Consider the following 12,501-nt stretch of genomic DNA (forward strand, 5'->3'; position numbering starts at 1 on the left):
CGTGGGGGAAACCATGGAAGACGCCGTCTCCCTGACAGACGCGCCGAACGGCAAACCGGCAGACGTATCGATGATCCGCAAACTGTTGCGCATGCGTGAAACGGGACTGATCGCGATCATCCTTGTGCTGTTCATCGTGATGTCCTTCGCCTCGCCCTACTTCCTGACCTGGGTGAACATGCGCGCCATGGTCATGGCCTTTGCCGTGGAAGGCATCGTGGTGGTCGGCATGACCATCCTGCTGATTTCCGGCGGGATCGATCTTTCGGTTGGCTCGGTGACAGCGCTGGCCATGGTGATTGCCGGCTGGCTGTTCCTGAACGGGGTCGACCCCTGGGTCGCATCGGCGATTTCGATTGCCGCCTGCACGGCCATCGGGGCGTTCATGGGGTTCTTTGTCACCCGCGTCGGCCTTCATCATTTCATCGTGTCGCTGGCGATCATGGTGATCGCCCGGGGGGCGTGTCTTCTGGGCACGGGCGGGCGTCCGCTCGGTCTGTTCACGCTGCCGCCCGAGTTCAAGTTCATCGGCCAGGGGTCCATCGGACCGATCCCGGTCGTGATCCTGATCTTCCTTGTGGTGGTGATCGGCTTCGACTTCCTGCTGCGCCGCACGACGATGTTCCGCAAGGTGTTCTATACCGGCAGCAACGAGAAGGCCGCAGCCTATTCCGGCATCCGCACCAAGCGCGTGGTGTTCTTCACGACCACCCTTTGCTCGGCTCTGTGTGGTGTGGCCGGCATCATCTACATGACCCGCTTCGGTTCTGCCCAGCCGACCTTCGGCATCGGCATGGAACTGAACGTGATTGCGGCGGCCGTTATCGGCGGGGCGAGCCTCAAGGGTGGTTCGGGTACCATTTTCGGAGCGATCCTGGGGGCGGTGCTGCTTTCGGTTGTCTCCAGCTCGCTCGCGCTTCTGGATGTCTCGGTCTATTGGCAGGACATCATCCGCGGCTCGATCCTGCTGGCGGCGGTCTCCATAGACCACTATCTCGTCAAGAAACGCGCCTGACCCGGCTCCAGCGAAGAGGCAACCAGATGGCGGACAAGAAAAACGATATCGAGCTGATGCGCCAGATGCACACGGTTCTCGTGCTGCATTTCCTGGAAGGCAAGAAACAGTCGGAAATCGCCGAACTGCTCAACCTGTCGACGTCCAAGGTGAACCGTCTGATCACCCAGGGCCGCAAGATGGGCATGATCAAGATCGATATCGAGAACCCGTTCCAGCGGTTGACGGATCTGGAAAACCTGCTGGAACAATCGACGCCCCTTTCAAAGGCGCTGGTTACATCGTCCGTCGAAGGCAGTCCGAACACGACGCTGAAGCAGGTCGGGCTTGCCGCTGCCAACCATCTGGTGGAGACCATCCGCGATGGCGACATCATCGCCATCACGGGTGGCAAGGCCGTCGGGGCGGTGGTGCAGAACATCGAGACCGACCGGAAGTTCGAAGTCACCGTGGTGCCGCTCACTGGAGGGGTGCAGGGCAAGTACCACACGGATGTCAATCATCAGGCCAGCCTGATGGCCGAGAAGCTGGGCGGCAAGGCGCTGCAGCTTCATGCGCCGCTCTTTGCCGAAAGCCGGGAACAGCGCGACATGCTGATGGAAGTCGGCTCCATTCGCGAGGTCCTGGACCTGGCACGGCAGGCAACGATCGCTCTGGTCGGCATCGGATCCATCGCGACGCCCGGGTCGAGTTACTACGATCTGCATCCGATGCCTGAATCGGACCGCAAGATGCTGGTTGGCAGTGGCGTCAGCGCCGAATTCCTGGCCTACCTGATGCGCCAGGACGGGACGGTTGCCGACTACGCCCTCAATTCGCGGCTGGTCGCACTGGCGCCAGAAGAGCTGCGGCGCTTCAAGCGCGTCATCGGGGTGACCTCGGGCGATGAAAAGATCTGGCCGATCCGGGCCGTCCTCAACGGAAACTATCTGAATTCACTCATCTTGGACGAGGACACCGCGGGAGCGGTCCTCGCAACCATGGAAGGCAAACAGAATGTTGCATGAAATGCTGACACGCGAGATCGGACGTTCAGGCATCGAGGCGTCGGCTATCGGGCTCGGCACCTGGGCCATTGGCGGCTGGATGTGGGGCGGCACGGATGAAGCCAAGTCGATTTCCGCAATTCAGGCTTCCATCGATGAAGGCATCAGCCTGATCGACACTGCTCCGGCGTATGGCCAGGGGCTGTCGGAGGAGATTGTCGGCAAGGCGATTGCAGGCCGCCGCGAAAAGGTGGTGCTGGCAACCAAATGCGGTCTCGTCTGGCACACCCAGAAGGGCAATCACTTCTTTGATTACGACGGCAAGCCGGTGCACCGGTATCTCGGCAAGGATGCGATCGTCCATGAGGTGGAGCAGAGCCTGAAGCGGCTTGGGACCGATTACATCGATCACTACATCACCCATTGGCAGGATCCGACCACGCCGATTGCGGAAACCATGGAGGCGCTGGAAACCCTGAAGACCCAGGGCAAGATCCGCTCCATCGGTGCCAGCAACACGACTGCCGACGATGTGAAGGCCTATGTGGCGGCAGGGCAGCTGGATGCGATCCAGGAAGAATATTCGATGATCAAGCGCGACATCGAGGACGCCCTGGTGCCGCTCTGCCTCAAGGAAAAGGTTTCGGTGCTGAGCTATTCATCGCTGGCGCTGGGCCTTCTGACGGGCAAGATCGGTCCTGACAGAACCTTCGAAGGTGATGATCAGCGCAAGGACAATCCGCGGTTCTCGGTCGAAAACCGCCGCAAGGTTGCCAGATTGATGGACGCAATCGCACCGATAGCGGAGACACATGGAGCCACCAAGGCCCAGGTGGTGATCGCCTGGACGCTGCAGCAGCCGGGCATCACCTTCTCCTTATGCGGAGCCCGTGATCCGGAGCAGGCGCGGGAGAATGCCAAGGCGGGGCGCCTCAGGTTGACCAGTGAAGAAATCGGGCTCATCGGCGATGCCGCCGCGACCCATCTGACCGAACTCGCCGCTTAAGAGACTTCGAAATTGAGATTGGAAAGGGCACCGGGCATCCGTCCGGTGAACGGGGAAGGCATGTCCGAACAACGGCAAGGAAAATGGGACCGTATCGCGCGTGACGGCGCGTTCGACGCCGTTGTCGTCGGCGGCGGTATCAACGGGATCGGGGTCTACCGGGATCTGGCGCTGCAGGGTGTCAGGGTGCTGCTGGTGGAACGGAACGACTTTTGTTCGGGGTGCAGTTCTGCCTTGTCGCGCATGATCCATGGAGGATTGCGCTATCTGGAAAACGGCGAGTTCGACCTGGTGCGCGAATCCCTGCGCGAACGCGACGCGCTGCTGGTCAATGCGCCTCATCTGGTCCATCCGCTGCCGACCGTCATTCCCATCGGCTCGCTCTTTTCGGGACTCTTGAACAGCGCGGCAAGTTTCTTCGGCTTTTCAGGTCAGCCTTCCAGCCGGGGAGCGGTCCCGATCAAGCTCGGACTGACGCTTTATGACTGGGTGACACGCAAACGCCGACTGTTGCCGAAACACCGTTTCCGCGGAGCGAAGGCGACCCGGGATACCTGGCCTGGACTGACCGGTGCCATCCGGTGTTCGGCCACTTATCACGATGCTTGGATCAGCCACCCGGAGCGGCTTGGTCTGGAACTGGTCAGGGAAGCGGAAGAAGTGGCTCCGGACTGTGTCGCCCTCAACTATGCCTGTCTTGAGCCGGCCGGGAGCGGTTTTGTTGTGCGAGATCAGGTGAGCGGCCGAACGGAAGAGATCTCGGCGAAGATCCTCGTCAATGCCACTGGCGCCTGGCTGGATGATGCCATTGATGAGCTTGCCGGCAATTCCAGCCACGAACGCCTGGTGTCGGGTACAAAGGGATCGCATCTCATTCTCGACAATCCGGCGCTGGAGAAGGCGCTTGGCGGCCATATGGTCTATTTCGAGAATTCGGATGGCCGGGTCTGCATTGTCTTTCCGTTCTTCGGCAAGGTGCTGGCCGGGTCAACGGATATCCGCGTCAAGACGGCCGAACGTGTGCGCTGTGAGCCGGAAGAAGAAGCCTACATTCTGGGCTCGCTCCGGCTGGTCTTTCCGGAGATCGACTTCAATGCGGATGATGTCGTTTTCAGTTACAGCGGCATTCGGCCGTTGCCGAAGAGCGATCATGATTTTACAGGCCGGATTTCCAGGGGCCATTTTACCAAGCGTATCGAAGGACCCGTTCCGCAGATCTGCATGATCGGCGGCAAGTGGACAACGTTTCGTGCCTTTGCCGAACAGGCAACGGACGAAGTGCTCAGCGAACTCGGCCGGACCAGGCGTGTCGGCACCCTGTCGCGCCCGATCGGCGGCGGAAAGGATTTTCCTGATGCTGCCGTGATCCTGGAGCGCGACCTGATCTCGAACCATGGCATTGGTCCCGCGCGCGCAGCGCACCTGGTGGCGACCTATGGCACCGCAGCGACGGAGCTGCTGGCCTTTTGTCAGGGCAGGCCGGACGACGAGGCACTTTCGCCGCAGACAGAAATCACAGCGGCGGAGATTGCCTTCCTCGCCTCCCGCGAAAGCGTGGTGACCCTTGCCGACATCGTGTTGCGGCGGACGACGCTCGCCATCCAAGGACTGATGAGTGAAGAGCTGCTCGATAAGCTGGCGACTGTCGCCGGTGAAGAACTCGGCTGGTCCGACGCAGAGCGCGGGCTTCAGCGCGACCGGCTGATCGAAGACCTTTCCACCTATCACGGCGTTTCGTTTGAAGATCGCCGGAACCAAGACACAAGCAGGAGCAGAATATGCGTTTGAGCCCCAAAGCCCGGATGAACCGGATGTTCACCCACGGCGGCTGCCTGGATGTTGCCGTTGATCATGGCGTGTGCAACGAACCGAGCTTCATGGTTGGTTTGGAAGACATGGCCGGGGTTGTCGACACCCTGGTCAAGGCCGGGCCTGATGCGATCCAGATGGCCTATGGCCAGGCGGATCTGTTGCAGTCGCGTCCGGAGAAGGACAAGCCGGCGCTGGTGATGCGCATCGACATGGGCAACCCCTACAATGACCAGCGCCACCGGGTGATGTGGTCGCTGCTGCAGAATGCCGATGAGCCGATCATCGGGGCTCTGGAAATGGATGCGGCTTGTGTCGTGGTGAACCTGTTCATGTTGCCGGACGAGCCGGAGCTGTTTCGCCAATGCGTGGAGAATATCTCCAGGGTGCGCGCTGCCTGCCACAAATACGGCATGCCGCTGATGATCGAGCCGCTGGTGATGCTGCCGAACGACATCCGGGGTGGCTATCAGGTTGATGGCGACGCAGACAAGATCGTGACACTGGTTCGGCTGGCAAGCGAGATGGGAGCTGACATCATCAAGGCGGACCCGACCGACAACGCGGAAGATTTCCACCGGGTGGTCGAAGCGGCGCGCGTTCCGGTTCTGGTGCGTGGTGGCGGCAAGGAAGACCTGAAGACCGTGCTCCGGAAATCCGCTGCACTGATGCGTCAGGGTGCCAAGGGCATGGTCTATGGACGCAACATCTATCAGCACGACAACCCGAAAGCGGTGGTTGCGGCACTCATGGCAATGATCCACAACGGTGCCGACGGTGACGAAGCATGGGACATCTATAACCGTGGCTGACGACAGGACTTATCTGCTGGGGCTTGATGCCGGCAACACGGTGATCAAGGCTGTCCTGTTCGATCTGGCGGGCCGCCAGGTGGCGATGAGCGCGCTGGACGGCCAATCGTTTTCACCTGCTCCCGGACATGTTGAACGCGATCTCGGCGAGTTGTGGCGCAATGCGCAAACGGTTATCCGCGAGTGCCTTGAGAAAGCCGGTGTCGAGCCTTCGCAGATCGCGGCAGTTGGTTGTGCCGGGCACGGCAACGGTCTTTACCTGCTGGACAAGGACCATGAGCCACTGCTGGGCATCCAGTCGCTGGATACGCGCGCCGCGGATCATGCAGGCAAGCTGCGTGAGGCGCATGGTGACAGGCTGCACGCCCTGAGCCTGCAGGAGCCCTGGCCGTCCCAGACCCCGACGCTGCTTGCCTGGATCAAGGGCAACCGGCCGGATCTTTATGCCCGGACCGGAACCGTGCTCCTGTGCAAGGACTTCATCACCTTCAAGCTGACCGGAGAACGCGTCAGCGAGATTTCCGACATGTCGGGGTGCGGTTTGCTGAGGTTGCCGGACAATCTCTACGACAGGGAGCTGCTGGAACTTTATGGCCTCGGCGAGGCAGAGCCGATGCTGCCGCATCTGGTCGAACCGGCGGATGTTGCCGGGCATGTCACGGCAGAAGCCGCGGCTGCGACCGGACTGAAGGAAGGGACGCCGGTTGTCGGCGGCTATTTTGATGTGATCGCCAGTGCGCTCGGGTCGGGCGTTGTCCATCCCGGCGAAGCCTCGATCATTGCAGGCACCTGGAGCATCAATCAGGTCTTTTCGGAGGCCCCGATCGTCGACAAGGCGATGTTCATGGCCTCGGGTTTTGCCCCCGGCCGGTTCGTCAATATCGAATCGAGCGCAACATCGGCCGCCAACCTGGAATGGTATGTGCGAGAGCTGGTGGAGCGCGGGAAACATCACGACGATCCGTTCGGCTATTGCAACGCGAGGATCGCGGAAGTCACGCCCGCGGCGGACGACCCGTTCTTTCATCCGTTCCTTTACGGCTCGCGGCTTGGGGCGGACTTCCGCGCCGGGTTCTATGGTCTCGCCGGCTGGCATTCGGAAGGACACCTGCTGAGGGCCTTGTTCGAAGGGGTTCTCTTTGAACATCGCCGCCATATCGAGGTGCTCGGGAGAACCGGTGTCACGTTCGACCGGGCAGTGCTCTCCGGAGGCGGGTCACGCAGCCCGGTCTGGCCGCAGATGTTTGCCGATTGCCTGGGCGTTCCGATCACCGTTGCGGAAGCCCGTGAGACGGGTGCGCTGGGTGCGGCGATTGGAGGCGGTGTTGGTGTCGGTCTTTTCGCCGATTACGAGACGGCTGTTGCAGCCATGACGAGGACGCAGAAGGAATACCTGCCGGTAACTACGATGAAATCGCACTACGACCGGCGCTACCGGACCTACTGCAAGCTGACAGATGCTCTTCGGTCCTTCTGGGCCGATATGCATGTCATGGACGAATAGTCCTCTTGGAGGAATTGCCGAAACGTCAGGATCTTCTAGTGTGAGGGAAACAGCCAGGCGAATTCGCATCGGCGAGCGCCCACATATGTCTCTTTTCGAGTTTGCGAAGAAACAGAAAACCTGATCAGGATGAGGGTGTTAAAGGGTCTCATCAGTGCTGGCGGAAGATTGCCTGGTCCGGCATGATGCAGATCATCGAAGTTTGGACCGCAGCAGGAAAGACTGCGGACAGGGAATGGGCAGGAAACGGGAAACGACATGAGCGGTCCGACTTCACTCGATGGAACCTACGATTATGTGATCGTCGGGGCCGGAACGGCCGGCTGTGTTCTGGCAAACCGGCTGACCGAGGATCCTTCGGTCAAGGTGCTGCTTCTGGAAGCAGGCGGTTCGGACAATTATCACTGGGTACATATCCCGGTCGGGTATCTCTTTTGCATTGGCAATCCGCGCACCGACTGGATGATGAAGACAGCCAGCGAGCCGGGCCTCAACGGACGCAGCCTGGTCTATCCGCGTGGCAAGGTTCTGGGTGGCTGTACGTCCGTCAACGGCATGATCTACATGCGCGGCCAGGCGGCGGATTACGACCATTGGCGTCAGCTTGGCAACGTCGGCTGGTCCTGGGATGATGTGCTGCCCTATTTCCTGAAGTCGGAAGACCATCATGCCGGAAAGTCAGGTTTGCATGGCGGTGGCGGTGAGTGGAAAGTCTCCAAGCAGCGCCTGAAATGGGAAATCCTCGAAGCCGTTCAGAAAGGCGCACGGGAGTTCGGTGTCGAACCGCGTGCGGATTTCAATGACGGCAGCAACGAAGGCAGCGGTTTCTTCGAGGTCAACCAGAATGGCGGCGTTCGCTGGAACACGGCGAAAGGTTTCCTTCGCCCGGCACTGAAACGGCCGAACCTGCGCTTGATCACCCATGCCGAAACCAAGTCGATCCTGCTGGAAGGCAAGCGCGCAGCCGGTGTTACCTTCACCGTGAAGGGGCAGGAAAGGATCGCGCGGGCGGAGCGCGAAGTTCTGCTGGCTGCGGGGGCGATCAATTCACCCAAGATCCTGGAGCTTTCCGGCATCGGCAATGGCGCGGTGCTGTCGCAGCACGGCATCGAGGTGAAGCATGAACGTGCTGGCGTTGGCGAGAACCTGCAGGATCACCTTCAGATCCGAACGGTCTACAAGGTCAAGAACGCCAAGACCCTGAATACCATGGCCAACAGTCTTTTCGGAAAAGCCTCGATTGCGCTTCAATACGGGTTGATGCGATCCGGACCCATGTCGATGGCACCCAGCCAGTTCGGCATGTTCACCAAGTCAGATCCGTCGCTTGAAACGCCGGATCTCGAATATCACGTCCAGCCTCTCTCGACCGACAAGCTCGGCGACCCGCTGCATCCGTTCCCGGCAATCACGGTTTCGGTGTGCAACCTTCGTCCGGAAAGCGTTGGTGCGTCACATATCCAGAGCCGTGATAGTGGGCAGCAACCCGACATCAAGCTGAATTACCTGTCGGCGGAAAAGGACAAGCTCATTGCCCTCAAGTCCGTACGTCAGGCGCGGGAGATCATGACGGCCAAGGCCTTGCAGGCCTACCAGCCGGAGGAAATCCTGCCGGGGCCTCAGGTCGACAGCGACGAGGACCTTCTGAAAAAGGTCGGCGATATCGCCACCACGATCTTCCACCCGGTTGGAACCTGCCGGATGGGTCCGGACGAACAGTCGGTTGTCGATCCTCAGCTGAAAGTTCGCGGTCTCGATGGCCTTCGGGTTATCGATGCCTCGATCATGCCGAAGATCGTTTCCGGCAACACGGCTTCGCCCGTGGTGATGATCGCCGAAAAGGCGGCGGACATGATCCGGATGGAGCAACGGGGCTGAGGGGCACTGGTCGGAGAAATTGGGTGTGGTTGGTCCATTCTGCTGAAATCTGCCCACCCACTGCCTCATCCTGAGGAAGCGCCTTGGCGCTGTCTCGAAGGATGGGCGGCATATTCTGGGCAAGCGGCCCATCCTTCGAGACGGACCTGACGGTCCTCCTCAGGATGAGGGGGAAGTTGGTTGGGCTGAACTGAGTCGCGCTAACTTCAGCTGAGCAAACCTGAATTGAGTTGCTTGCGGCGTGTCCGGCAAGCCTCTGAAATTTCACACCTAATCAGCCGCCTTCACCCGATATGGCACAATGCCGCGCTGGCCTGAATCGATGAAAGGTTCCTTGTCGACGGCCGGGAAGGCGCGCTGGTCGCAATTGTCCCTCGGGCAGATGCGGCAGTTGACGCCAATGGGCTCGGGCGAGGAGATCTCGTCGACCGCAAGCCCGTCGGCATAGACGACCGCATCGGCATATTGCACCTCGCAGCCGATACCAAGCGCGTAGCGGCGCTCGCCGCTGCGGTAGTCCGGCTGGTGTTTGGTGATGCTGGTCGCCACGCAAAGATAGCGTACTCCGTCAGGCATCTGGGCGACCTGCGAGGTGAACTTGTTGGAGTTCTGTTCAAAGGCCTGATGGACGTTCCAGCGCGGGCAGGAGCCGCCGAAGCGGGCGAACTGGAACCGGGTTGCGCTGTGGCGTTTGACGACGTTGCCGGCCCGGTCGATCTTAACGAAGTAGAACGGCAGACCTTTGGCGCCGGGGCGCTGCAGGGTCGACAGACGGTGGCAGACGGTCTCGATACTGGCGTCCAACCGGTTGGACAGAAGCTGGATGTCGTGCCGGGTTTCCGCAGCGGTTTTCAGGAAGTCGTCATAGGCCAGGATCAAGGCGCCCGCGAAATAGTTCCGCAAGGCCAACCGCGCGATGCTTTCCGCCGACTTGGTCTTGAACCTTGCCTTGGTGACCTCTTCCGAAATGAGGTCTCGTACACACAGTTCGGCGACGACTGACCCAAGCAGGAAGCTCTTGGTCGATTGCGGAATGGCACTGTAGAGCGCGATGGTGCGGGCGAAATCGTCCTGACGGATCAACGTGCCTCGATAGTCCGGAAATTCCGTGACTGATATACCGAAGCGTTCCTGAAGCCAGGTGGTCAGGGCGGTGAACTTCGAAGGGGCTTTCGAAAGTCCGATCTCCAGCGAGAGCTTCTCTGCGGCCCGGTCGATGCTGTCGACGTAATTGTCCATGTAGTGGAAATAGTCGCGGACCTCTTCATAAGCGGATTTCCGAGGTCCGGGACCGCTTTCCGGACTGCCGCCGAGCTGGACCAGATCGTCCTCGTTCGCTTCCCGGTCGTGATAGGTCCGCAGCGCGCCGTAAAGATCCATGATCGCCTTGGTGACGCCTGGTGCCCGAGTGACCAGCTCATGCACTTCCTGCCGGCCGACGGAGGCTGTCAGAAACTGGGTGTCGGCGAAAATTTCCTGAAGATCCTGCACCACCCGGTCGAGGTCGTTCTGCTCGAAAGCCGACAGATCGACGCCAAAGATCCTGTTAATCGTTAGCAACACCGAGGCGGTGACCGGGCGGTTGTTGTTTTCGATCTGGTTCACATAGGCGGTGGACAGGCCGATTTTCTTTGCAAACTCCACCTGGGAAAGGCCGAAATCCGAGCGGATTTGCCTCAACGTGTGGCCGGAATAGAGTTTTTTGCTCACGCTTGGCATCCTTCAGGATCAAATTGCAAAACTTTAACATTATGCAGTATGCATTTTAACATTTTACAATAGCCGGATAATCATGAAAAGTCCTGCCACCACGGAGGAATACAAACCCAAGGAACATAGTGATGACCGCTCATTTCGCCTTGCCGACAAGTTCCGCAGTCAATGGTAGCGCCGGCCCGTTCGCCGCAGGCATCCGTTGGCCGATCAACCTCACCGACCTGGTGACGCCGCGCCAGCTGGAAATCATGGTGAAGCTGTGCGAAGGCAAGGTGAACAAGCAGATTGCCTATGAGCTGGACGTGTCGATTGCGACCGTCAAAGCGCATATCCGCAATGCGATCACTCGTCTCGGGGCGAAAAATCGCACCAATGCGGTTGCCATCGTCGCTGCCAACAGCGCGATTTTCCAGAACGCAGCCGCCTGATCTGGTGACAGACCAGCCTTCCGGACATCCAGCCAGAAACTTGTGGGTGTCCGGAGGTGGGTCAAACTGAAATACCGGTGCAGCCAGCTCGACTTTGTTTGATCAGGCGTGCGTCTGACAGATTGTGCAAGCCCCATCGACCGCGGCATAACGCGAGAAAATAACCGCGAACCGCAGCCAGTCTGACGGCGAGACCGCCGTCAGTCGCTCGCATTTCGTCGAAAACCTGCTCCCCGACACCACTGAACTTACGAGCCGGACGTTTCCGGCAAACTATCAGGCTGTCCGCTTGATCATGGATGTGCGGATGCTTTCCACCTCCGCGGCGAGGAAGTCGCAAAAGTCCTTGGCGACAATGGAAATCGGCCGGTGGGTCGGTGTGAGGATCGACAGGCTGTTCTGAATGCGCGGCCGGAACGGACGAAAGACGATCATGGGCGGGCCCATGCCGAGCCGACCTTTTTCCTGCGCGTTGTAGGCCGTGATCATGTCGCACATCAGGGCGCAGAGGCCTGCTTCGACGAAGCGGAGCCCAAGCCAGGCCGTCTGAAGTTCGAAGCGCTGGTTGAAACGAACTCCGGCATCGCGAAAACGGGCGAGTGTCTGCCGGTGGCTGCGATGTTCTGAATGAAGCAGCGCCAGCGGATATCCATCCAGTTCAGTCGGGGTAATGACTTCCTTCGAGGCCAGGGGATCGGTCGCGGGGATCGCGCACATGCATTCCAGGTCGAAGTCGATCTGGTCGAAGGAATTTCGGGCTCTCGGTGTTTCTGCAAATCCGATATCGAATTGCTGCGCGGCGATCAGTTCCTCGATTTCGGCTGACGTTCTGCTGGCCAGGGCAACCTTGACGCTTGGCTTGTCGGCAATGAACTTCGACAGGCTGTTGGGCAGGAAATCGGCCGTCGCTTCCGGTATGCCTGCGACCCGCAGTTGGCCGTGTTCCCGGTTGGCGAGACCGCGCAGGGTGCGCTTGGAAATTTCCAGCCGCTTGAGAATGGCTTCCGCTTCTTCCAGGAAGAATTCCGCTTCCGGTGTCGGAACCAGTCGGCCTTGCTCGCGAACGAACAGTTTCAATTCCAGTTCGGTTTCAAGACCCGCGATTGTGGAGCTGACTGCAGGTTGCGTCCGGCCAAGCGTACGCGCGGCTTCAGAAATCGAGCCACTTCGCATGACCTCTCGAAAGGTCGCCAGTTGCCGAATAGAAAGATTCATGGTTCTGCGAGAACCGCCCTCTCAAATCTCCACCTTTATTAATGTGTCGCCTAAACAGGTGCAGGTCAACACATGCAGAGAATTGTTGTGTATTCTTGTGGGTTTAGCTGAATAAACGCAAATAATACCTGC

10 protein-coding genes are annotated in these 12,501 nt (G+C 59.6%); 8 read left to right on the forward strand and 2 right to left on the reverse strand.

The window, feature by feature from the left end; all coding sequences use genetic code 11:
- The first annotated feature begins 70 nt into the window (after nucleotides 1-70).
- The 7 genes from B0E33_RS15620 to B0E33_RS15650 all read left to right on the forward strand — a co-directional run bounded on the left by B0E33_RS15620 (nucleotide 71) and on the right by B0E33_RS15650 (nucleotide 9,010).
- Nucleotides 71-1,015: an ABC transporter permease gene (locus B0E33_RS15620; RefSeq protein WP_077293357.1), complete on the forward strand. Its 945-nt coding sequence runs from the start codon at nucleotides 71-73 to the stop codon at nucleotides 1,013-1,015.
- A 26-nt stretch (nucleotides 1,016-1,041) separates the two neighbouring features.
- Nucleotides 1,042-2,022 (forward strand): sugar-binding transcriptional regulator, encoded by a 981-nt coding sequence (locus tag B0E33_RS15625; protein WP_077291699.1) that lies wholly within the window; start codon nucleotides 1,042-1,044, stop codon nucleotides 2,020-2,022.
- The gene (locus tag B0E33_RS15630) at nucleotides 2,012-3,007 is read left to right on the forward strand and encodes an aldo/keto reductase (RefSeq protein ID WP_077291700.1); all 996 of its coding nucleotides are present in this window, start codon (nucleotides 2,012-2,014) and stop codon (nucleotides 3,005-3,007) included. Before B0E33_RS15625 ends, B0E33_RS15630 begins: the two co-directional genes overlap by 11 nt.
- A 60-nt stretch (nucleotides 3,008-3,067) precedes the next feature.
- A complete protein-coding gene (locus tag B0E33_RS15635) occupies nucleotides 3,068-4,795 on the forward strand; it encodes a glycerol-3-phosphate dehydrogenase/oxidase (RefSeq protein WP_077293359.1) in 1,728 nt (575 codons plus the stop codon).
- A complete protein-coding gene (locus B0E33_RS15640) occupies nucleotides 4,786-5,628 on the forward strand; it encodes a class I fructose-bisphosphate aldolase (RefSeq protein WP_031270580.1) in 843 nt (280 codons plus the stop codon). The genes B0E33_RS15635 and B0E33_RS15640 overlap by 10 nt, the downstream gene beginning before the upstream one ends.
- The gene (locus tag B0E33_RS15645) at nucleotides 5,621-7,132 is read left to right on the forward strand and encodes an FGGY-family carbohydrate kinase (protein ID WP_156912419.1); all 1,512 of its coding nucleotides are present in this window, start codon (nucleotides 5,621-5,623) and stop codon (nucleotides 7,130-7,132) included. Before B0E33_RS15640 ends, B0E33_RS15645 begins: the two co-directional genes overlap by 8 nt.
- 258 nt (nucleotides 7,133-7,390) lie before the next feature.
- The gene (locus B0E33_RS15650; protein ID WP_077291701.1) at nucleotides 7,391-9,010 is read left to right on the forward strand and encodes a GMC family oxidoreductase; all 1,620 of its coding nucleotides are present in this window, start codon (nucleotides 7,391-7,393) and stop codon (nucleotides 9,008-9,010) included.
- Between the two features lie 270 nt (nucleotides 9,011-9,280).
- Here the strand turns inward: B0E33_RS15650 and B0E33_RS15655 are convergent, their stop codons facing one another.
- Complete coding sequence (locus B0E33_RS15655; RefSeq protein ID WP_023003698.1) at nucleotides 9,281-10,720, reverse strand: helix-turn-helix domain-containing protein; 1,440 nt, start codon at nucleotides 10,718-10,720, stop codon at nucleotides 9,281-9,283.
- 131 nt (nucleotides 10,721-10,851) lie between these two features.
- On the opposite strand from B0E33_RS15655, the gene B0E33_RS15660 reads away from it, so the two are divergent.
- The gene (locus B0E33_RS15660; RefSeq protein ID WP_077291702.1) at nucleotides 10,852-11,154 is read left to right on the forward strand and encodes a helix-turn-helix domain-containing protein; all 303 of its coding nucleotides are present in this window, start codon (nucleotides 10,852-10,854) and stop codon (nucleotides 11,152-11,154) included.
- A 276-nt stretch (nucleotides 11,155-11,430) separates the two neighbouring features.
- Here the strand turns inward: B0E33_RS15660 and B0E33_RS15665 are convergent, their stop codons facing one another.
- Nucleotides 11,431-12,369 carry a LysR substrate-binding domain-containing protein gene (locus B0E33_RS15665; RefSeq protein WP_031270575.1) on the reverse strand — a complete coding sequence of 313 codons (939 nt, stop codon included), beginning with the start codon at nucleotides 12,367-12,369 and terminating at the stop codon, nucleotides 11,431-11,433.
- Nucleotides 12,370-12,501 lie beyond the last annotated feature (132 nt).

Origin of the sequence: Roseibium algicola (assembly GCF_001999245.1) — a bacterium.
Classification (GTDB): Bacteria; Pseudomonadota; Alphaproteobacteria; order Rhizobiales; family Stappiaceae; genus Roseibium; species Roseibium algicola.

Excerpts from the sequence above, each read along its gene's own strand:
- B0E33_RS15620 (WP_077293357.1), top strand. The coding sequence starts at position 71 with ATGATCCGCAAACTGTTGCGCATGCGTGAAACGGGACTGATCGCGATC.
- B0E33_RS15625 (WP_077291699.1), top strand. The coding sequence starts at position 1,042 with ATGGCGGACAAGAAAAACGATATCGAGCTGATGCGCCAGATGCACACG.
- B0E33_RS15630 (WP_077291700.1), top strand. The coding sequence starts at position 2,012 with ATGTTGCATGAAATGCTGACACGCGAGATCGGACGTTCAGGCATCGAG.
- B0E33_RS15635 (WP_077293359.1), top strand. The coding sequence starts at position 3,068 with ATGTCCGAACAACGGCAAGGAAAATGGGACCGTATCGCGCGTGACGGC.
- B0E33_RS15640 (WP_031270580.1), top strand. The coding sequence starts at position 4,786 with ATGCGTTTGAGCCCCAAAGCCCGGATGAACCGGATGTTCACCCACGGC.
- B0E33_RS15650 (WP_077291701.1), top strand. The coding sequence starts at position 7,391 with ATGAGCGGTCCGACTTCACTCGATGGAACCTACGATTATGTGATCGTC.
- B0E33_RS15660 (WP_077291702.1), top strand. The coding sequence starts at position 10,852 with ATGACCGCTCATTTCGCCTTGCCGACAAGTTCCGCAGTCAATGGTAGC.
- B0E33_RS15665 (WP_031270575.1), bottom strand. The coding sequence starts at position 12,369 with ATGAATCTTTCTATTCGGCAACTGGCGACCTTTCGAGAGGTCATGCGA.